This window comes from Candidatus Nitrotoga sp. M5 (genome assembly GCF_927904885.1).
GTDB lineage: Bacteria > Pseudomonadota > Gammaproteobacteria > Burkholderiales > Gallionellaceae > Nitrotoga.
This window is the reverse complement of sequence record NZ_CAKMNW010000091.1, coordinates 1-21,126: the sequence shown is the minus strand read 5'-3', so window position 1 is coordinate 21,126 and position 21,126 is coordinate 1. Positions and strand designations below refer to the sequence as shown.

Genomic DNA, 21,126 nt, shown 5'->3' with positions numbered 1-21,126 from the left:
TCACTTCGATCAAATCGGGTAACTGTCAGATGATGTCGCGATTACTACATTTAATTCATTAGATCTGATTCCCGCGATGACTTCGCATTCCCCCCTTTGAAAAAGGGGGGCTAGGGGGGATATAAGCATTGCAGGGACACAAAAATCCCCCTTTGCCCCCTCGCAAGCTCTCCCCATTTTTCAAAGGTGGAGGCTGGTTAAACTCCCTAATGGATTATCCGGGTCAAATGTAATTGTCTTGATTAAACCTGATTATAAAGATGCCTGGTCGCCAACATGCAGCAGTTGACGTTATCGATCCATTCCAATTTCAGAAGAAACACCACTAATAAGCCACCATAAACCGTTCGCCCTGATCTTGTTTGAGGGGGCAGGTGGTTCGACTGGCTCACCAAGAACAGATTAGCGGTGTAATTCGAGTCCGTTTGAGTAGATCAAGAAGAAATGCGTCGGCGATAGACCATGGACTAAATGATCAATACCAAAGTAGGGCAGGGCATAGACTATCCGTTTGTAGAAGCTTGCTCAAAAAGCCCGACTGTCAACTCTGGCATTCGTGAGAAGAGCGGTAACATTAGTTCGCTAGCTAAAATCATTTCGCACTTCATTATTACGTAGATGATACGTCCCGCCTGATTAACCCGCTAACCAATGAAAAAAAAGTGACGAATATTACTAGCGTCCCTTTTTCAGTTACCGTGCATCGGCGCTCTAACTCGTCCCGATCAGTTTAATCCCGTTATGAAATCCGGTCAGTAAATACTCTGCCACTTCTATGCCCCGCCCCGCCTTGTGTTGCGGACCATTTAGCGGCGCACGTTACTGCAAACACACCTCTTAACTTCAGCAACATGGATATTATATAGAATTCTTTATATAAATCATTATGCTGCGCAATATTTATTGACATAAGCGCAACCCTTTGTTTTGCTTGATTTCTGCATGTTAAAGATCAATAAGCCACTTCAGCGCCGCTAACACAGCCAATAGGCTATATCCTGAGTCTCGGCTCCGTTTCCCAACACTTGCAGCTTGCCGCGATCTTTGCCACACAATGCATAGTAGCGCACCTTATCTTGTTCGGCATCTATCAGGGCCTCAATATCGCTGATAATCTGACGTTGCTGACGCGCCGTTATATGGCATTCGAATACACTTTCCTGCACGCGTTTACACTAGCCTTGCAACAGCCGCGCCACTTTGTTGCGGCGGCGATCATCAGCGATGTCAGTTTGACAGAACCTTGCTCCATGCGGTAATCAGCGTTTCATCGGATCGCATGCGCGAGAAAAGTGTGTTCATAATTTTTCTCCTTCGTCGGGCACGCTTCTGTGCCCACTCGGCAAGATGAGGTGGTAGAGATAGTTCATTTGAATAGTGCGTTGAATTCTTCAACCGTCAGCCCGGCTTGTTTGATGATGGCACGAAGTGTTCCTTTCGCGATTTCCTTATGGTCCGGAACTACAAGGCGCCGGTGTGGATAGATTGCTTGCCGGAGCAGCATGTGGCTGCCCTTTTGGCGATCCTTCGCATAGCCAAGTTTGGCCAATGCTGACACAACTTGCTGACCAGAGATTTGAGGCAGAACACTCACATCGCTACCTCGACCACTTCCTCGCTTATCGATGGCGGGACAGGCTCATCGTGCGCTTTCAAGCTCCCCACATAAGCTTCTATGGCTTCTTGAATATTCTTCAGCGCCACTGCTCTTGTTTCACCTTGCGATACACATCCCGGCAAGGCCGGAACCTCCGCAACAAATATACCATCTTCGTCTTGTTCAATAATCACTCGGTATTTCATTTTGTTCTCCTTGCTTGAGTTTGAACTTATACCGCCAATGTCCCTGTACCTACAATCCAAATTTCATTCATTCGAACAGCACCTTCAGATAGGCGTCAATAATACGGCTACTTTGAATTTCATGATCCGACAAAACTTATCGCTTTTTCGCGCCCGTCGAAAGTTGCGATAGGTTGCCTGTCATCGGCAACACGATCTGCTCCAATTGTTTTTTCAACACGGTCTGGTTATCAGACGAATGAAAGCCTTTGTCGCACACATGCACTTAGTATCAAAATTTCGTAAATTTTAATCCCGATATGAAATCCGGTCAGTAAATACATTTGCTTGGAAGGGGGAGGTATAGATACTAATGTCTTAATCCCGTTATGAAATCCGGTCAGTAAATACTTCTTTTAACTTTTTCAAAGGAAATAAGCATGAAGTCTTAATCCCGTTATGAAATCCGGTCAGTAAATACTCTGCCACTTCTATGCCCCGCCCCGCCTTGTGTTGCGGACCATTTAGCGGCGCACGTTACTGCAAACACACCTCTTAACTTCAGCAACATGGATATTATATAGAATTCTTTATATAAATCATTATGCTGCGCAATATTTATTGACATAAGCGCAACCCTTTGTTTTGCTTGATTTCTGCATGTTAAAGATCAATAAGCCACTTCAGCGCCGCTAACACAGCCAATAGGCTATATCCTGAGTCTCGGCTCCGTTTCCCAACACTTGCAGCTTGCCGCGATCTTTGCCACACAATGCATAGTAGCGCACCTTATCTTGTTCGGCATCTATCAGGGCCTCAATATCGCTGATAATCTGACGTTGCTGACGCGCCGTTATATGGCATTCGAATACACTTTCCTGCACGCGTTTACACTAGCCTTGCAACAGCCGCGCCACTTTGTTGCGGCGGCGATCATCAGTGATGTCATAGCAAATCATGATTAGCATGGCATATGGTCATTTTAAAATAGATAGTAATCGGCATCCTCTGCACGGCGACCTTTCCCTTGGCTTTTGATAGCACCTTCGCACCAGTGGCACAATGTATACAGTCGGATATGATCATGAACTGTATTCATCTCAGCGTGCAATTCACGTTTGAGCTGGCGCAATCTGGAATGGCTGATCCATCCTTCAAAGACGCTTTCTTGCACGCGCACTGCGTAATTCTTCAATACACGGTCTATGCGCGCCCGGCGGCGGTTGTCGGTGATGTCGTAGGCGATAATCCAGAATGCCTGCATGGTTGTTTAGCGCATCACGCACGGCCGATAGGTTTCGTCTTCACCTTGCAGTACGCGTGCGTAATGCCAAACCTGATATTGCATTATTTTCGTAGGGTGGGCACGCTTCTGTGCCCACGCGGTATGAGGTATATCTCATGGGCACACCCATCCACGAGTATGCAAGAACCTCTAAGAAGCAGAGAGGCTCTCACCCTGTTGATTCGGTTACGGCCTTAGCTGGAATAGCGACATCGGAAAATGTAATGAAGTGCAAAATTCTACGCCGGACGGCTGGCATTACCCTTCGGTCGATCGCACGATAAATGAACAGAATCTATCTGGGATCGAAATAATCTGTCCAGGTTGGGAAATCGCACCTTTCCAGTTGAATTTCAAACTTGGATTCCAATGATCATTTCAGGTGGACGCTGGAGAATCTCGACATGCTTACCCATACAGTTGTAGGCAGAAAGCAGCTTGCTTTCAGGCAGGCGTTGATTTCCAACTGGTCATCCATCATGCCGAAAATCTTTTATCAGGTTTACGGAGAGGCATGGGATTATTTTCCATCAGTAAGCGGAACATACATCTTTTCGACACCAGAGCCTTTATTCTGCAAATCGCGTCGATATTCCATGAAAACGATATTCTCCATCACATGAAGTAGATTTGCTCCCAGTAAAGGCAATACATGAAATGGGAGAGTTGTGAATAGGTAAACGGTACGCACACCATATTCTCTATTAAGCCGCAACAACAATGCGACGATGTCTGCAACATAACTCATGACCTGTTCATTGGAGGAGAACGAGTCATGTTTCACCCAATAGCTATACTGGGGATATGTGGAGGAGTTGTCCTTCAGATATTCAACAATTGGCCGTACATAAATTGCATTCACTAACAGAAGAGAAATAGCTTCCTGCTTATGCCCAGAGGGTACGGGAATAACATCATGGTGATTGGCCTCACAACTGGCATTGCCCCCCTCTAGTGGTGCGTGCCGTTTCTGATCCTGATTGTTGAAAATATCGCCCCGGTTATAGCAGTAAAGATGGGCAGAGGTGTTCCTGTTGAAATAGCGGCCTAGGAAGAACGCAAACCCCAATTGGGCATTGCCAAGAATCCTGATTTTTTTAGGGTCGTGCCCCCTGACGGTCCCGATTGACCGATCAAGGGCGCATTCCATGTCACGCCACATATTCTTCCACGCATCGTCATATAGCACTTCATCCTGACGGCGTTTTCCAATGTCAGGACGAAAAACCAGAGCGGGCGCATCCAGCTTAGTTACGTTTATAGGAATGTCCAGAAGTTCACCACAGCGCATGCCGTTGCCGCGTTGGTCCACGTAAAGAATAGTTTCGTTCTGAGCCTCAATCGACAAATCATCATAAATACCGCTCGCAATCTTGTCCGCAATTTCACAAGCTTGGGTTGCGGTATCCGTTCCAGGTTTTAGGCAAATTCCAAGCTGTGTGACCCTGTTACCATCCGCGTGCAACCAGCGGCTTTTCAATAGGGGATGGGACTTGACCAACTCAAGCGGGTTGCTAAGGTAGACGGGAATAATCCTGCCAGATTCTTTCACGTTATAGAGCGCGACAGCAAGTTCATCTTTAACCCATTCCGACAATACGGCCTGTTCAGATAAAAAGATGCAAATCGTGGCCTGCCGTTGCAACGCCTGTTTGAGCGCGTTACAAAGATCGAGGCCGGGAGTCAGATCATTTTTATCCAGCCAGGCAATAATCCCACGACGCCCCAATTCATTTGCTACGGCTTCAACGAGGGGTTTATCGGAAGAGCTATGGGACAGAAAGGTGGAGGCGTATTTCATGACTATTCTCGATCGCTAAAAAGTTTTATGTTACGGTTTTTCTTGTATTTATCCGGTGAAGCTTTCCACAAGTGGGTCGAATTTATTTTGAAAAATTATTTTTTGCTGCCTGCGCACTATTCCCTTTTGGATCATTCCAATTAATCTTAAGCTCTTTCCATTTTTCCTGGACTAGAGGTAACACTTCTTTTTGAATGTCAGTGCTGGCCAACAGATATTTTTCAGAAAGAGCCTTTTTCCATAATGTCTCTTCAGGTTGCCCTTTAAAGTCTTTGTCATGTCTAAGCTCGTCCATGATGTTGTCAAGCCATTTTTGAGCCATGCTTCTCAGGTTGACCATACGCCCATATCCCACTGACGTCTTGGCACCCGCACCCAGCCAGTCCAACGCATCTTCGAGCGCGGCCATAATTTTTTCAACATCACCTTTATCTGCCACGAAGCGCGGGGCAATAGAAAACTGGAATTTCGGTTTATCGGCAATAAGAAAGAGCACTGGCAGAGGGTTATGCCAATCGGCGGGAGTGACATCTGGATCAATGGGGTCTTGGTCCTCGCCGCCTTTTTCGTACCACTTGCCCATATGCAGTGTCATGATGTCCGCTTTGAGGGTGACGGGTTCAATGGGCAAGGCATCGAAAAATATAAACGTACCTGCCTCAGTGTCGCAGTTTTGTCCTCTTGATGGCGGGATGAAACCTCCTAAGCGGAGTTCTTTGCGCTTTTCCGGTTTTTTATCCTCAGAACCGAACCAGCGATAAAGCGTGGCGTGGCGTTCGTCCTCACTTTCGAATTCCATCCATGCTTCTATCAATGCTCGCACAAGCCCTTTTATTGCAGATCCCGGCAAGTAGGGTACGCCCAGCGTCGGATGCCAAAGGAAGCCATTCTCCACAGGATGGGGATTCCCCAAGCCGGTAACGAAATGCCAATCCGCAGCAAAGACTTGGGTTTTGCCACCCAATTTTTCACAGAGCGACTGCAACCTGTCAGTTGCTTGCTCAATGGCATTTTTATCACCCGCTGGCAGATTGATAACCGAATCAATCCAGCGTTTCTTGCTTTCTTCATTGCTAGCCAGCTTGGTGAAATCTTCTGTGTATTCGTTGAAGAAGCGCTCATACCACAAGCCGCGATGCCCATCGTTTGGCAGCCTCGCTGGTGGATTGCAACTTAGATAAAGTGGCGTGTTCATCTCGTATCTCACTCCATGTATGCCTTGGCGAATTTTTTCACCCAGTCGAGTAACAGTAGTGCCTCGGCTTGCGCCAAACGATAGGTGTGCATGTTTTCGGAGGTTATGCCTTTCAGCAGATCATCCGAGCCAGCGTAGGGTTGGCCGGGTTCTTTCAGCCAACCAGATAGCAGTTTGTAAAGTGCAAGGTAGGCCTTGCCTTTGGCATTCTCTTCCGAGCCCTTGCTACGATAGAAAGCTGCTGCCTGTCCCAGCCCATTCATCTGGATCATGGGTGGAAAACTTGCGGCGTAGCTCTTGAATTCTTTCTGGCTGATACCGTTGTTTTTAGCTGCTTCGACTTTTTCAAGCGCATATTTGGCACGCCGCTGTTGCATTGTCTGCATGACTACGCTCCTTTCAACACTTCGACGGCACACCATCCCATGCCCACAGTTTCGTTGCCACCCAATTGCAAGTATGGCTTGTCGGCAAAAAGATTTGTGACCTTGTCCATTACTTCGCTTGCTTCTAGTTTATGACTAGCCTTACGAGACGTGTTCGCTGCGAGCGGTACATAGAGCAGCGTTTCCGGTGGCAGTGTTTCCTCGTACCACAGCGCGCCGCCTTGTGTTGTTTTGGTGTCTGAATTCAGGGCAATATGGGCATTGATCGGTACGGCGGCCTGGGTCAGGTGGGTGAACATGTCGTCAGAAATTATGATTAGTCGTTTTTTCAATTCTGTCTCGGCGTCATCCCGCCTCATCAGTTTGGCGATGGAAGTAATACAGCCCTCTACCTTCGCTTCTTTGGTAAGTTTAAATCGGTATTCCTCCAGAAAAAGATCACCATTTTTATCGAGTGCTAAAGCTGATTCATCGTCGGGTGCTGAAAGCACAACAAAACCGAAATCATTCTCCAGCCCCATCCGTTTTGCATCGCGCTTCAGCCGATTCAGTGCCTCAGCGCAAGTCACCCACTTGAACGCGCTGGTCAGTGAACGAACCGGCAACAGCAACAAGCGTGCATCACCGATTGCAACAGCTCCGGCGTTGTCTGAGGCATTCGAGGTCTCCGGGCCGAATATGGCAAGAGCATCATTTTTGTCGCTCAAGTTCGACTCGCCGTTATCTCGTAACGCCCCCTTGACGGCGGAGCCGTACACGCACGGCCAGCCGTTGTGGCTTTCGCGCTGGATTGGCATATCTACGCCGTCTACGGAGCTGCTTGCCCCGGCGTGCAGACTGGTTTCTGTAAGCAGACCTAACAAGGCTGTGGCTTGGTTATTCATGCTTTTTCTCCAAAATATTCATTTCTCCACAGGCCACAGACGATCACGCCGCGCCCAAATTTCTGGTCTTCGCCGATTTGTTTGCCATGCAGAGCGTGGATGGCAGCATCAGTGTTTCCGTTATCTACCGTGCAGTAATAACTGCTGCCCGGCGGTATCAGACTTTGTACGTCGCGTGGTTTTTTTTGGGCCATGTCCCAACCGCCTTCGCGTTGCGCCTTGCCAAGTGCGGCAGCATGGAGTGTGAGATGAATGCCATTAATTGTGCCTTTCCAAACAACTGCGCCATTCAGCGTATTGACAACAAAACTCTGTGGCAGCCAGTTGCCGAGATTGTTCTCAAACCGCGCGGGGGTAAGCAAGACAAGAATTAATCCTTGTGTATCACCTTCTACCACTTGCGGTTTTGCGGGCATCTTCATTTCTAACTCAATAGAAATGTCGGCCATTCGGCCTTCGGCACCCAACCGCACGATACGGTTTTCAATGTACATGTCCATGTCCATGTCCGTCACATTAATGTCCACCTCGATAGATAAACCGACTCGGGGACGAACGTGGCAGCTCTGATAAAGTAAATTATCCTGCGCTGTGCGTGTTCTGTTGTCCCTCGCAATACCGAGGCGCGGCTCTTTGGCAAACAGATCTTTTTGCTTACGAAGATCGTCGTTACTTGGCGTATCGCCACGCAACACTTTCTCCAGCCCGGTGCAGGTAAGCCATGTGCCTTCGAACGGCTTGTATCCATGTTTTCTATCCGGTGCTTCCGGTAAACGTACATTTCCCACATTCGTCAGCACGGCAGCGCCGATGTGCAGACGGCCAAAATGAGCTTCGTCTTTTTCCTTTCGATGCAACATAAACAGTGGTGCGGGATAAAGACGCTCACCATCCAGCGACAGCCAGATACCACCCAGCGAAAGCTTGCCCAAATCATCGCTGTAGCCAATAAGGTCACGCAATCGCTCGCCATTCGGCGCGTACTTTGTATCGCTTTGGAATTGCCTCCAATCTGCGCCCAGCGCATCACCAATGGCCGAACGCAGCGCACCCAGCACAGTGCGCGGCGGGGGTGGAAAAACACTGGCGAGTTCCGAGCCGCCGATGGCATCGAACGGGCGGGACTCGCGGAAGAACAGCGTATCGAGTGCGGTTAGTCGCAATGCTTTAAATGCACTCATTGCTCCACTCCCTTCTGCGCCAAAAAACGAACCAGCAGTGCACCGTCAGCCTCCAGCATGGGCTGTGGCTCTATCGACACTTTCGTCTCTTTGGTTATTTCTTCGACTTGCCGCTTGCGGATTGATGGGCGGCATTGTTCGAAAAGAGGCCCCACAATTTTGCGCGCTTCGTCCATGGTCTTGATCGTTGATGCACCGGAGTTGAGGTACTCCATCGCCATCAACAAGGTGGCCTGGTCATCATTAAGAATACTCGGCAATAAAGTTCCATTTTTGTTCTTGTGGGGATTGAGCAAATCAAAACGCTCGCGGATGCGATAGAAAAATTTCCCTGCGAAGCGACCAGCTTCGCCTTTCGATTCTTCCACTTTCTGGTTTTCTTGGAATTGTTTCGCCAGCAGTTCGATGACGACACTGCAATCCTTTAATGCGACTTCCCACGGCTGCGCCCATTCCAACGCCATGCCGCCAGGTTTCCACACACGACAGGCTACGGCATCGCGACCCCGTCCATCCTTCGCCACATTATCGAGCAGGTCATGCGCGTCGCGCAGCACCTTGCCCAGCGGCATCTTGACGTGGGCATATTCGATGGCGGCGGAAATTGAGGTAGTTACAAGTGTTGTAGCAAAACAAGAAAGATAATGTTTGCGTAGTGCGGTGGCGCAGCTCAGTGCGTCTTCCAGTGGCAGCAAAGCCAGTACATCGTCGCCGCCCGCATAGACTAGAAAGCCGTTATGCTCGTAAACGATTTTGCTTACTTCGGCAGTGAACTGTGCCAATCCGTTCGTAATAGATTGCTGTTTGCCCTGCTCACACATCTGTAAGCCCAGTTCATCACCATCCATCAGCAGGACAGCGTAGAAAGGGGAGGCGGGATTTAGCTTGGCTTTGTCGCGAACTTCCTTGAGTTTATCCAGTACGTCAGCCGCGATTGCCTGTTGCTGCGTATCCCACAGATTTTTGTTCTCCAGCATGGCGTCGAAAAAGACTGCACCATCCAGTGCTTTCCATTCACGCTTGCCATCAGCTTCGCGCACACATCGAATATTGGATTCCCATTCGTTATGTGTACCATCGGTCAATTTTAAAGCCTGACCATGAAATTGCCTCAGTAACGACCTGAGTGTCTGCCCGGTTTCTGATTTTTCATTTGCCTTGCCAAGCAACTGCGCCAGCCAAGGCGCGACAGCCATGTAATGCACCGAAGGAACAGTGTGAGGGAGCGGCCACCCCCTGATCGTCCAATCGTCTGGCATGGTTACAGTTATATTCTTGAAATAGCGCGCGTAGCGACGCTTGACGAAAGCGATGGCGCAGAGCATTTCACCAGGGCGCAGGTCGGTTTTCATACCACTATTTTGCTGCGCACGCACTTCTTCCCAAAATTTCTTCGGTTCCTCGCCGGGACGCTCCGCACCCGAAAGCTCCTGCCATCCGTCCATCATCATGCACTTCACCCCCGGCTCGTCTGGTGGCAGGTGAGTACGCCAACTCTTCAGTCGATCTAGAGTGTTGGTCGCATTTTTATCCTGCACCATCGCCCATTCGATGTCCCAGAAAGTGGGAATCTGGCGCATCCAAACTTTCTTAGCTTCCCCATTGGTGATACTTTGCAGATCATTTTTCCAAACCTCGTCAGCTAAGGCTTTCCAGGCAGCTTGCACCGCAGCCGTAACTTTCTTTTGATCGAAATCATTACCAACTTCCGCCATGAATCGATTCGGTATGCAACCTTGCTTCGGCCCATCTCCACCTTTTTCGACTGCTTTCATGAAGGCTTTGTCAGGCATCGGAAAAACGATGTTCCCGTCCTGTTTCTCGACCGCCTTCATCGCTACAGCCGAAAGCCATGACAGGATGAACGATCCTGCCCAGAAATCCCGTGTGCGCCGAGATTGTGCGACAAATCCTTGGACAGGTCCGAGGGTGAAGTGGAAGTATTGATTCATTTATCTCATCCTTGAGCAAACTTCGCCACTTTAGTCATGTTGATGGATGGGTAAACCGGGTGGAATTGACTGGCGGGAAGAAACAGAACCGTCGCGACAAACTTATTATTCGCTAAGGCATGAACATGGAATAGCAATGGACTAGATCGGCGATTTTTCTCATCCACTCTTTGTAACGGCAACCCAAAAGGAATTTTATCTCTGATACTCAACTGACTACCCTGTCCCCGGAAATCCTTATACATCTGTCCAGCCAGATTCAAAACAGAGCGTGCATTGTTGCATTCAGACAGGATATGAAAATGACTTTCCGAGCTCATCGCGGTATATGGTGGTAAGGGGGCGGAAGTCATTGAAGCTATCATAAGGTTGACCTGCTGTTCGTATTCCTGCCGTGTAGGCAAATTTCCTTGAGGGTCAACGCGAGTCACTGATCCCATGCCTCGGCGCGAACGGCTTCCCAAACCACCGAATAAATTCCATGCATTCAAAGTGGCGAGTATGGAGTTTTGGTCTTCTTGGGAAATTTTAGGGCGGAAACGCAATCGCATAATGAAATTTTGTGCTTCTTGGATTCCTTTTCGATGAGGCTGTGGTATCCCAGCTTCACCTCCATTGGATGCAAGAATTCCATAAGCCATGTAACCGGCTCCAGTGTTGTTTGTCGGCCAATCGGTAATTGTAGAATTAGTTATAGGTTGTTTCGCAATCTCCAGTAAAAACACTCCCTGACCACCCTGTTCTGCCGATCCGCCAAACAAACGCACTTCTTCTTCGTGCAATGCCTTAAGCGCGTCGACTTGTCGCATTTCGGTCGGGATGCTCGGTTCAGTTCCCTTGTAAAACTTCCACCAGTTTAGTACCCGCCACCAGAACCTGAGCGCTCCCTTAACCGAGGGCGGCCGTATGCCATCGCTTGGCGATTGATCTGCCCCTCCGATAAACATTGGCGTGACGATTTTAAATTCTGCGGTCAGCGTGACTGGTGGCATGGCATTCCTCAGCTATCAAAATTTACTATGTTTGGCGTGATATTTAATATTTACCCGAAGCGATTCCAACAAAATTGGCATACTACCCCAGAAAACCGCTTATTTGTTCAACGTTGCCAGTAAAAGGTTGCCGTGCAGTCTAATTTTGCGAATGCGATAATCCATCGCATTGAAATTACTAGCTACATCGTAAGACTATGCCGACAGGCTTGATTTTCAGTGTAGGTGGTTCGACCGGCTCACCACGAACGGCCTAAAGAACAATCCAGGATAAATTGCTATGACATCGATAATGAATACTGTTGCTTTGCGTCTTGTACGCCTGCGTTTTTCGGCTCGTTTGTTGAGTGAGGCGGTTATGCCAGTCCACAAGGGTTCGCTTTTTCATGGCGTTTTTGGTCGCGTATTGCGTCGAGATTTCCCTTATCTTTACTCTGACCTTTTTGGAAGTGAACAGGCTGATGGTGATGCTTCGCCTACTATTCGTCCTTACATTTTGCTTGCGCCGCTGGATGAGTTGCGAACTTGGGAGACCGGGCATGAGTTTGATTTTGAGTTGACGTTGTTTGGCAAGGCGGTGCGCCATGCGCAAGCGTGTTGCGATGCGTTGCGTTTAGTGGGGCGTGATGGTCTGGGTGAGCAGCGTGCTAAGTTTATCGTTTATCAAGTGGATCATTTTACTAACGTGCATGGCAAGGACGCCGTCCCTGATGATAAAACTCGCCATGCCGGTTTCTCTCACCCCAACTCTCTCGGGGTAGGGGAGGGAACAAACGAATCGCTGCGCGAGCTTTGCGCTAATGAAGATTGGTTGAATGTCTGGTCTGATGGAATGGATACTGCATGGATTACGCCTGTTGATTTATGCCTTGATGAAGCGGATGTGCCTTGTGCCAAGTTGACACTGAATTTACAAACGCCGTTGCGTTTGAAGCATGAAAACCGTTTGGTGCGCCACCCACCAGATTTCTCTTTGCTTATTTCCAAACTGCTGGCACGTTTGAATATGTTGTCGCAAGCGCAGGGGAATCAGCCTTTGGTTGAGGGTGAAGTCAAGACAAGGTTGTTGCAATTTGCAAGTGGTATTGAGCTTAGCCAGAGTGACACGCGCTGGGTAGACTGGAATCGCTACTCGTCTAGCCAGAAAACCAGTATGCAGTTTGGTGGGTTGATGGGTACATTGGAATACATCGGAGATCTTGCGCCGTTTTTGCCTTACTTGCGGATGGCGGAGTTAACGCACTTGGGCGGGAAATCTACGTTTGGTCTGGGGAGGATGATCTGTCAATATTAATAGAAATTTGCAGCTGATTTCCTGTCAGTTCGACAGGCTGTTAGAACAAGTAAATTTCTTGAACAGTCAACGCTGTTCAGGATTTATGATGGTTTGTTTACTTCAGCCAAGACATCGTTCATTTTGACGCTAACTGCTTTGGCCTATCAATGCATCAATTTTATTACGCAAATCTTCAAAACAAAATGGCTTTGACATATAGTCATCCATTCCTGACTTAAGGCAACGCTCTTTTTCACCTGTCATCGCATGTGCAGTTACTCCGATAATAGGCAATCTTCTTTTTTCTTTATTCTTTTCTTCAATCCGGAATAATTGAGTCGTCTCATATCCATTCAGGCCTGGCATCTGAACATCCATGAGCGCAACATCATATTGTCGAATTTTGATTTTATTCAGCGCTTCTGTACCACTTTTCGCAACGTCATAGTCATACCCAAGATTATCCAAGAAGGCGCTGACCACCATGATATTAGGCTCATGGTCCTCTATGATGAGTATGCAGGGCTTATTATTGGGGGTTGTATCATGTAAGGTCGACGTTACGGTAGCCTTTGGGTCGGTATGATCTTCAGATGCGATACGAATTGGAAGGCAAACAGTGAACACCGAGCCACGATTCAACTGACTTGTCACGGAAATTGTGCCTCCCATCGCTGTAACGAGACTTTTCGTAATAGATAAACCCAAGCCCGTGCCCCCATACCGGCGATTTATAGATGTATCGGATTGAACAAATTTTTCAAAGATAATGTCCAGATTTTCCTTAGGGATACCGATTCCGGTATCCGAAATGATAATGGAAATTTGAGCAAATCCAAGGTCGTCTCCCTCGTCATTCAGAATTTTTAAGGAGACTTTTCCATTTTCAGTAAATTTGACGGCGTTGCTACAGAGATTATGTAATATCTGGCGCAGCCTCGTCGGATCACTACAAAAAATAAGCTTGTGTACGCTTTCAACGTCCGCGGTAAAGACAACTCCCTTCTCCCACGCTTCCACGGAATGCATACTTACAACTTCTTCTGCGAGTTGATATAAAGAACATGGAATATCTTCGATATCCATAGAGCGAGCTTCGATCTTGGAAATGTCGAGTAGATCATTTATTAATGCAAGCAGAGAATCAGCCGAGGAGTTTAGCGTTTTGAGAAAATCCGTTTGTTTTGCCGTTAGGGGTGAGCTCATTGAAAGAATGGACGATAGACCAACAATAGCATTTATTGGCGTCCTGATCTCATGGCTCATTGTCGTTAAGAAATCTGTTTTCGCTCTGCTGGCTTCTTCTGCTTTTTTCTTGCCGAGTTTCACCTCATCATATAACCGAGCGTTATCAATACCCACTGCGGCTAGAGCAGCAATACCTTCTGCTAACCGAGCGACGCGGTCCCCAAAAATGGCTTTTTCTGGATGGCCAAAAAAAAGACCTCCGATAACTGTGCCGCTCCGTGATATTACTGGTACAGCCAGATAACTTTTCACGGGCAGATGACCCGCGGGCATTCCATCATATGGTATATTTTGGCCGTAGCGTGGGTCAGCTGTAATATCGTCCGATATTATGGTGCCGCCTTTGAAAGTAGGACCGAATATCGCCGTGGCTCGAGGCATCCCAAGATGAGCAAACGCTTCTTTGGACGCTCCTGAAAGCGTGTACAGCAAATACGCTTGTCCATCTTCCTGTAGGACATTATAAAAAAAAGCGCCATAAGCAGCGCGAGTAACTTTTGTTGCCTCATCAGTTACCTGCTGAACCAACGATTTCAGATTAAGGTTCGAGATTAGAATCGGTGCCAAGAGATTAAGCGTTTCAAGAGTTTCCTGCTCTTCGGCCAATGCTTTTTCAATACGTTTACGAGCCGTAATGTCGCGGCCAATTTTCGAAGCCCCGATAACATCACCTTGTTTGTTTTTAATGGGAGATACCGTGATTGAAAGTTCGATTAAGCTGCCATCTTTACGGCAACGTATGGTTTCAAAATGATTTACATTCTGCCCCAATTTTATTTTTCTAATTATTTCATGCTCTTCAGCAATACGGTCGATTGGAATTATCAGACTGATATGCTTACCAACAGCTTCTGCTTTTGAATATCCTAAAATCTTTTCGGCCGCCAAATTCCATGAATTTATGATGCCGTTTAAATCCTTACTTAAAATAATGTCATCGGAAGACTCAACAATGGCTGAAAGCAGTGCAGTGGCATTGCTTTCACGCGCCGTTTCTGATTTTGAGACATTACTCTTCAGATTTTCTTCAGCGTCCACTAATTTCTTCATTATTAATTTTCAACTTTATTTCAGCTCGTTTCCGAGGTGGTTAAACGGTCTGAATATATCTCAGAAGTGCTTGTGCTACTAGGTTTAACAACTTACCCAGGGATGCTTCATGGCATCTCAAAATATCCAATCATAGTCAAAATACCGCGTTGCTTAAAAAAATTTATCACTTACATATATAAATATATATGCTGCGTTCAATTTATTATTCGCACCTTAGTATTACCTATTAAATTGAGTTTTTAGAGACGCTCTTAAGTTTTAACACTCGAGTTTGCTATTGTTGGAGCATGACTACGATCAGTAGCAAGAAACATATACATACCCGGCACAACAAACAGGGTAAATATTGTGCCTATCGATAAGCCGCTGGCGATCACTAAGCCCATATTAAAGCGGCTTACTGCACCAGCCCCGCTGGCTGTGATGAGCGGTAGAACACCTAGTACCGTCGAGGCGGTTGTCATCAGTATCGGGCGCAGACGTAAGCCAGAGGCTTTCACTATGGCATCACGCTTGCTCAATCCTTTTTGCTGCAAATTATTAGCGAATTCAACAATCAAAATTCCATGCTTAGAAATAAGAGCAATGAGTGTTACTAAGCCAACTTCAGTATAAATGTTGAGTTTGGATTGTCCTATACCGAGATTGATAAAAATTAAGGCGCCTGCAATAGACATGGGCACAGATACTAAAATTATAACGGGGTCGCGGAAGCTTTCAAATTGAGCCGCAAGTGCCAGGAAAATAATAATAATTGCAAAGAAGAAGGTAAGTAATAGCCCGCCAGATTCTTGCATAAATTGTCGTGAAGGTCCCGCGTAGTCATAACCGTATCCAGCAGGCAAAGTTTCTTCTGCTAAAATTTTGAGCCGTTCCAGTGCTTGACCTTGCGAGATCGTGGGGAAAGCCACGCCTTGTATGGTCGCCATATTTTGTTGCTGAAAGTGATTGATGGTTTCTGGTTCAGTGCTGGTTTCCAGATGAGCCACTGTGGATAATGGCACCATTTGTCCACTTGCGGTACGCAGATAATAGTTATTGAGTTGGTCTGCATTAAGGCGAAAACGCTGTGCTACTTGAGGAATAACTTTATAAGAACGTCCTTCAAGCTCGAAATAGTTCACATATCCTCCGCCTAACATGGCGGACAAGGCAGAGCCTATATCTTGCATGTTTAGCCCGAGTTGCGACGCCATGTTGCGATCAATCACGACAGTGGTTAGTGGTAGGTCAATGCGTAAATCTGACTGCACGAAAATAAATTCACCTGTTTTTTCAGCTGCTTGCAAAAACTTTTGGGATACTTCATATAGCTTGGAAAATGGCTCTGTGGTAGTAATCACAAATTGTATTGGCAGGCCACGCGCACCGGGTAGTGGGGGAGGCTGGAAGAGGGCACTTTGCGAGCCTGCGATTTCCTTCAATTCATTTTGCACTTCTGGTTTTAACTGAAAGGCGGTTTTAACACGTTCATCCCAGGGCTTGAGTACCATGCCAGAGATAAGCTGTGTCGGCATATTCAGCTGGAATATGTGATCTGTTTCCGGGTGAGATCTGAAAATTTTATGAATCTGTTCACCAAACATTTCTCGTTGTTTTAGTGTCGCATTCGGCGAGTTAAAAGAAGCTGCAATCAGCACACCTTGGTCTTCCTGCGGCGCAAGCTCCGACATTGATGTGGTATACAGGAAATAAATACCACCCAACACAACCAACGCAAATACGACTATGACAGGGACGAAGTTGAGTGTGCCTTGCAGGATTTTTTCATAACGGACGTGTAAGCGTTCAAATCGTTTATCCAGCCATACGCCCAAACGATCTTGCCAGTTACCCCCTTTGCGTTTAGGTGCCCGCAATAGACGCGAACACATCATCGGTGAAAGTGTCAGCGCAATTACAGCGGATATAATCACAGCGCCCACCAACGTAAAAGCAAACTCGGTAAACAGCGCCCCAGTGAGGCCACTCATAAAGCCTATGGGCACATATACTGCGATAAGCACGATGGTCATCGCAATAATAGGATTTGCCAGCTCACGCGCTGCTTTTAAAGCGGAATCAAAGGGTGACAGCCCTTCTTCCAGATGACGGCTTACGTTTTCTACGACGATGATGGCATCGTCTACCACTAGCCCAATGGCAAGTACGAGGGCCAGAAGTGTAAGCAGGTTAATTGAATAGCCCAAGGCCAGCATTATGGTTAAAGTTCCAACCAATGAAAGTGGGATCGCAACAACCGGAATAAGAACCGAGCGTAGCGAGCCCAAGAAAATAAACACCACTGCAGTAACAATGATGACTGCTTCTATAAGCGTTTTAATAACTTCGTTAATTGATGAATTGACGAATTTGGTCGAGTCATAAACGATATTGCTATTCAATCCTTGTGGTAGCTGTGCCTCAATGTCAGGCATTACTTCTCGTACTCGAGCGATCACATCCAGCAAATTAGCACCTGGGGCAACCTGAATACCCGCATATACCGCTTTTATACCGTCGAAGGACACACTGCTGTCATAGTCATCAGCGCCTAAAGTTACATTTGCTACATCAGCCAAGCGTACGATTGAGTTGTCTTGTTGCTTGATGATCATCTGCTTGAATTCTTCTACTGAACGCAGCGCGGTAGATGAATTCAGGTTGATCTGAACCATTTGTCCCTTGGATTGGCCACTGGATGAGAGGAAGTTGTTGGCAGCCAAAATAGCATACACATCGGCAGCGGTGAGACCAACAGCGGCGAGTTTTTGTGGGTCTAGCCATGCTCGCAGGGCAAAGTTTTTTGCACCCAGCAATTCGGCAACTTGTACGCCTTCAATCGCTTGCAGCTTAGGCTGTACGGAGCGTAAGAGGTAGTCAGTGACTTGGTTCGGTTTGAGGACATCACTGTAAAAGCCGATGTACATCGCATCAATGGTTTGGCCGATGCTGACCGAGAGCGTTGGTTTTTGCGCCTGCGGCGGCAATTGATTGAGCACTGCATTAACTTTGGTGTTAATTTCAGTTAAGGCCTTGCTTGGATCATAATTTAATCGAAGGTTGGCGCTAATACTGCTCATTCCCTGGGTGCTGTTAGAGGTCATATAATCAATACCGTTGGCCTGAGCTACGGCATTTTCCAGTGCCGTGGTGATGAAGCTAGCCACCAAGTTGGCATCGGCGCCTGGATAAACTGTACTGATAGTTACCACCGCATTTTGGGTGTAAGGGTATTGTAATACCGGCAATGAACTAAGTGAGCGTAAGCCCAGAACCAGTATTACCAGGCTAATGACGGCTGCCAAAACTGGGCGTTCGACGAAAATGTCAGTAAATTTTCTCGCCGCAGCGCCAGCAGTCATATTCATTCGTCTTTCACCTCAGGATTGGGATTGTTAGACGGTTGCACGCTATTATTTATATATACCGGCGTGCCATTGCGTAGTTTGAGTTGACCCGAAGTAACCACAATCTCATTTGCTTCCAGGCCGCTAAGCACTGCCACTTGATCACCACGTGTAAGGCCGGTAGTAACAAAACGCTGTTCGACCTCCAATTTAGGCTTGCCATCTGCCTTATTTCCTTTGTTGTTCACTATAAACACGGTGCTACCGTAAGGGTTATAAGCAATGGCTGAGTTTGGCAGGGTGACGTATTGTTTTTCTTCTCCTCTATTCACTCGCGCCGTAGCAAATAAGCCGGGAAGTAATTCACCATCAGGATTGGGTATGCTTGCTCGTGCTTTGAGATTTCGCGTAGCAATATCCACCTGTGGTTCAATCGCGGAAATAGTGCCGACAAAAACTTTGTTCGGAAATGCACTGGTTTGCACATCAACGTTCTCACCAACATGAATCATGTCAATCTGGTCCTGTGGAACGGTAAAGTCCAGATACATAGGATCAAGTTTTTGCAGATTAACAAGGGCAGTGCCTGCTGCCAAATATTGCCCAAGATCTACCAGGCGTATACCCAGCTGACCAGCAAAGGGAGCACGAATGCTTTTCTGTGCAATGATCGCTTTTTGCATCGTCACCTCAGCTAAGGCACTTTTCAAATTAGCGGCAGAATTGTCCACTGTAGCTTGGCTGACTGCCTGCATTTTGTGTTGAGCAAAGTCGCGTTTGAAATTCTGTTTGGCAAGTCCGACGGCAGCATACAGCTGTTTGAGTTGAGCTTTAAGCGGATCGGCATTTAGTTCTAATAGCAACTGCCCCGTTTTTACCATTTCTCCAGAGTCGAAGTGTATAGCTTTAACGATGCCACTGACTTCGGCTGCCAGGTTGGTGCCATTCGAAGCACGCAAATTGCCTACCGCTTCAACTGAAGGTTGCCAAGTGGCCATTTTCGCCACAGTGGTAGAGACACTTTGCGGTGGATTAGCTTGTCCTTTGATACCCTGCTGTATCATTTTGTTGCGAAATTGCTGAAAAGCATAAATTCCGCCAAACACTATTGCGGCTAACAACAGCATGATAATCATGCGTTTGGTCGTACCTTTAGTCATGCAAATACTCCATGCTCAATTCCGATTTAAATTTAAACGATGCTGCACTAATCCTTAGTGCTCGGAAAGTTGTACTGCAGATTGAGTATATTGTGGTTGCTGTCCCGCTTCTTGTTTTGAAGCGGCGACCCAGCCTCCACCCATAGCCTGGTAAAGCGCTGCGGTATCCGTCAAACGCTGAACCTGAGCAGTAATTAAGTTAATCTGAGTTTGTTGAGCCTGTTGTTGTGCAGTAAGAAGCTCCAAATAACTCACGCCTCCTAATAAATATTGCTGTTGGACAAGATTAAGTGAGGCTTGCGCTGAAGCATTGGCAGCGGCTTGCGCTTGCAATATTTGCGCGTCATTGTCTAGTGTACGCAGAACGTCCGCAACATTGCGTAAAGCTTGCAGCACGGTTTCGCGATAGTTAGCACTTGCAGCATTTAAACTCGCTTCTGCTGCATTCTTCCCAGCGTTGAGGCCAAAATTGAATAATGGCTGCGTGACTTGACCTGCCAAATTCCAAACCATTGACCCAACGCCGAATAAGCTGGATGCAGCAAGCGCCTGAGAGTTAAGTCCAGAAGATAAATTAATTTGTGGGTAGAGATTGGACACAGCTACCCCATATTGCGCATTTGCCACATGTAACAAAGCTTCAGACGCCTGAATATCGGGTCGCTGACGCACCAATTCGGAAGGTATGACAAGCGGAAGGTCTGTCGGCAGACTAAAATCTGTTAAAGCAAAATTTGGTAATTTTGCCTCTCCAGGTAGCTGCCCCACTAACACAGCAAGCAAATTATTTGTTTTCTCAAGATTATTACGCAGGACTGGAATGCTGGCGCGGGTTTGCTCTACCTGAGTGAGTAACGTGTATTCTTCATTGCGGGGTATCGCGCCCAGTTTGAAACGTTCCCTCGCAATATTGAGCTGTTTTTTCTGTGCTTCTAAAATTGCCATTGTGGCTTTAGCCTGTGCGGCGAATTGCGCCTGTGACATTGCAGTAGTCACGATGTTGGCAGCGAGTGTCAGTCGCGCACCTTCAAACTGATAAAGTTCATAATCAGCCTGTGCAGCAAAAGATTCGAGCGCGCGCCGATTACCCCCGAAAAGATCGAAGTTATAACTGACTGCTACGCCAGCGTTATACAAATTGAATATTTTGCTGCCTGTTCCTTGTCCGAAAAGGGACTGACTGAACTTTTGACGCTGCATTCCTATATTGGCATCCACTTGGGGATATAGCAAAGAGCCACTTTGTGCAGCATAGGTTTGTTGTGCTTGAACTAGAGTAGCTTTCGCCGCATCTAATGTGGGACTGGCGCTTAAGGCTTGGTCGATGAGAGCATTAAGTTTGGTCGAACCAAAACTCTCCCACCAATTTACCGGCACATCTTTTCCAGGCACGAAACGCTGCGCTTCACCAAAATTTCCGAGTGCCGTTGCAGTTTGTTTCGGTAATTTTTGTGAAGTGTAATTTGATACAGCGGGCGGGGCAGGATGCTCGAAATCAGGCCCTACATTAGTACAACCAAACAGCAATAGTGTGCTTCCCAATAGCAAACCTGCGGTTAGCCGTGAAATAAACCATATAAAGACTGGACAGCACTTTATATT

General features: G+C 47.2%; 16 protein-coding genes and 1 pseudogene. 1 reads left to right on the top strand and 16 read right to left on the bottom strand.

Features of this window, described 5'->3' with window-relative positions; translation table 11 throughout:
* Nucleotides 1–974 precede the first annotated feature (974 nt).
* From cas2 (MJ770_RS15345) to cmr1, 12 genes and pseudogenes are all read right to left on the bottom strand, one after another.
* Nucleotides 975–1,166, bottom strand: a complete 192-nt coding sequence (gene cas2 / locus MJ770_RS15345) for a CRISPR-associated endonuclease Cas2 (RefSeq protein WP_239256100.1) — start codon at nucleotides 1,164–1,166, stop codon at nucleotides 975–977.
* 200 nt (nucleotides 1,167–1,366) lie between these two features.
* Complete coding sequence (locus MJ770_RS15340; RefSeq protein ID WP_239256098.1) at nucleotides 1,367–1,594, bottom strand: type II toxin-antitoxin system HicA family toxin; 228 nt, start codon at nucleotides 1,592–1,594, stop codon at nucleotides 1,367–1,369.
* A complete protein-coding gene (locus MJ770_RS15335; protein WP_239256096.1) occupies nucleotides 1,591–1,803 on the bottom strand; it encodes a type II toxin-antitoxin system HicB family antitoxin in 213 nt (70 codons plus the stop codon). Before MJ770_RS15335 ends, MJ770_RS15340 begins: the two co-directional genes overlap by 4 nt.
* A gap of 671 nt (nucleotides 1,804–2,474) precedes the next feature.
* Nucleotides 2,475–2,741: pseudogene (cas2, locus tag MJ770_RS15330) on the bottom strand (CRISPR-associated endonuclease Cas2).
* Between the two features lie 23 nt (nucleotides 2,742–2,764).
* Complete coding sequence (cas2, locus tag MJ770_RS15325; protein ID WP_239256094.1) at nucleotides 2,765–3,046, bottom strand: CRISPR-associated endonuclease Cas2; 282 nt, start codon at nucleotides 3,044–3,046, stop codon at nucleotides 2,765–2,767.
* A 541-nt stretch (nucleotides 3,047–3,587) separates the two neighbouring features.
* The gene (locus MJ770_RS15320) at nucleotides 3,588–4,868 is read right to left on the bottom strand and encodes a TIR domain-containing protein (protein WP_239256092.1); all 1,281 of its coding nucleotides are present in this window, start codon (nucleotides 4,866–4,868) and stop codon (nucleotides 3,588–3,590) included.
* 82 nt (nucleotides 4,869–4,950) lie between these two features.
* A complete protein-coding gene (gene cmr6, locus MJ770_RS15315) occupies nucleotides 4,951–6,063 on the bottom strand; it encodes a type III-B CRISPR module RAMP protein Cmr6 (RefSeq protein ID WP_239256090.1) in 1,113 nt (370 codons plus the stop codon).
* Between the two features lie 8 nt (nucleotides 6,064–6,071).
* Entirely contained in the window at nucleotides 6,072–6,449 is a 378-nt protein-coding gene (gene cmr5 / locus MJ770_RS15310) for a type III-B CRISPR module-associated protein Cmr5 (protein WP_239256088.1), read from the bottom strand.
* A gap of 2 nt (nucleotides 6,450–6,451) precedes the next feature.
* Entirely contained in the window at nucleotides 6,452–7,333 is an 882-nt protein-coding gene (cmr4, locus tag MJ770_RS15305) for a type III-B CRISPR module RAMP protein Cmr4 (RefSeq protein ID WP_239256086.1), read from the bottom strand.
* A complete protein-coding gene (gene cmr3 / locus MJ770_RS15300) occupies nucleotides 7,330–8,514 on the bottom strand; it encodes a type III-B CRISPR module-associated protein Cmr3 (RefSeq protein WP_239256084.1) in 1,185 nt (394 codons plus the stop codon). The genes cmr4 and cmr3 overlap by 4 nt, the downstream gene beginning before the upstream one ends.
* Entirely contained in the window at nucleotides 8,511–10,466 is a 1,956-nt protein-coding gene (gene cas10, locus MJ770_RS15295) for a type III-B CRISPR-associated protein Cas10/Cmr2 (RefSeq protein ID WP_239256082.1), read from the bottom strand. Before cas10 ends, cmr3 begins: the two co-directional genes overlap by 4 nt.
* Nucleotides 10,467–10,471: 5 nt before the next feature.
* Nucleotides 10,472–11,458 carry a type III-B CRISPR module RAMP protein Cmr1 gene (gene cmr1, locus MJ770_RS15290; protein WP_239256080.1) on the bottom strand — a complete coding sequence of 329 codons (987 nt, stop codon included), beginning with the start codon at nucleotides 11,456–11,458 and terminating at the stop codon, nucleotides 10,472–10,474.
* A gap of 280 nt (nucleotides 11,459–11,738) precedes the next feature.
* On the opposite strand from cmr1, the gene cas6 reads away from it, so the two are divergent.
* Nucleotides 11,739–12,752 carry a CRISPR system precrRNA processing endoribonuclease RAMP protein Cas6 gene (gene cas6 / locus MJ770_RS15285; RefSeq protein WP_239256078.1) on the top strand — a complete coding sequence of 338 codons (1,014 nt, stop codon included), beginning with the start codon at nucleotides 11,739–11,741 and terminating at the stop codon, nucleotides 12,750–12,752.
* A 129-nt stretch (nucleotides 12,753–12,881) separates the two neighbouring features.
* On the opposite strand, the gene MJ770_RS15280 is transcribed toward cas6, so the two are convergent.
* The 4 genes from MJ770_RS15280 to MJ770_RS15265 form a co-directional block, all read right to left on the bottom strand.
* Nucleotides 12,882–15,032 (bottom strand): ATP-binding protein, encoded by a 2,151-nt coding sequence (locus tag MJ770_RS15280; protein ID WP_239256076.1) that lies wholly within the window; start codon nucleotides 15,030–15,032, stop codon nucleotides 12,882–12,884.
* Between the two features lie 254 nt (nucleotides 15,033–15,286).
* Nucleotides 15,287–18,385, bottom strand: coding sequence for an efflux RND transporter permease subunit (locus MJ770_RS15275; protein WP_239256074.1), 3,099 nt, complete (start codon nucleotides 18,383–18,385; stop codon nucleotides 15,287–15,289).
* Nucleotides 18,382–19,524 (bottom strand): efflux RND transporter periplasmic adaptor subunit, encoded by a 1,143-nt coding sequence (locus tag MJ770_RS15270; protein WP_239256072.1) that lies wholly within the window; start codon nucleotides 19,522–19,524, stop codon nucleotides 18,382–18,384. The genes MJ770_RS15275 and MJ770_RS15270 overlap by 4 nt, the downstream gene beginning before the upstream one ends.
* A gap of 54 nt (nucleotides 19,525–19,578) precedes the next feature.
* Nucleotides 19,579–21,126: efflux transporter outer membrane subunit (locus MJ770_RS15265; protein WP_320412241.1), on the bottom strand; the 1,548-nt coding region annotated here is incomplete at its 5' end.

Bases quoted from the DNA above. Each gene is read 5' to 3' on its own strand.
- cas10 (WP_239256082.1), bottom strand. From the start codon at position 10,466: ATGAATCAATACTTCCACTTCACCCTCGGACCTGTCCAAGGATTTGTC.
- cmr4 (WP_239256086.1), bottom strand. From the start codon at position 7,333: ATGAATAACCAAGCCACAGCCTTGTTAGGTCTGCTTACAGAAACCAGT.
- cmr6 (WP_239256090.1), bottom strand. From the start codon at position 6,063: ATGAACACGCCACTTTATCTAAGTTGCAATCCACCAGCGAGGCTGCCA.
- MJ770_RS15270 (WP_239256072.1), bottom strand. From the start codon at position 19,524: ATGACTAAAGGTACGACCAAACGCATGATTATCATGCTGTTGTTAGCC.
- cas6 (WP_239256078.1), top strand. From the start codon at position 11,739: ATGACATCGATAATGAATACTGTTGCTTTGCGTCTTGTACGCCTGCGT.
- MJ770_RS15335 (WP_239256096.1), bottom strand. From the start codon at position 1,803: ATGAAATACCGAGTGATTATTGAACAAGACGAAGATGGTATATTTGTT.
- MJ770_RS15320 (WP_239256092.1), bottom strand. From the start codon at position 4,868: ATGAAATACGCCTCCACCTTTCTGTCCCATAGCTCTTCCGATAAACCC.
- cmr5 (WP_239256088.1), bottom strand. From the start codon at position 6,449: ATGCAGACAATGCAACAGCGGCGTGCCAAATATGCGCTTGAAAAAGTC.
- MJ770_RS15275 (WP_239256074.1), bottom strand. From the start codon at position 18,385: ATGAATATGACTGCTGGCGCTGCGGCGAGAAAATTTACTGACATTTTC.
- MJ770_RS15280 (WP_239256076.1), bottom strand. From the start codon at position 15,032: ATGAAGAAATTAGTGGACGCTGAAGAAAATCTGAAGAGTAATGTCTCA.
- cmr1 (WP_239256080.1), bottom strand. From the start codon at position 11,458: ATGCCACCAGTCACGCTGACCGCAGAATTTAAAATCGTCACGCCAATG.
- cas2 (WP_239256094.1), bottom strand. From the start codon at position 3,046: ATGCAGGCATTCTGGATTATCGCCTACGACATCACCGACAACCGCCGC.
- cmr3 (WP_239256084.1), bottom strand. From the start codon at position 8,514: ATGAGTGCATTTAAAGCATTGCGACTAACCGCACTCGATACGCTGTTC.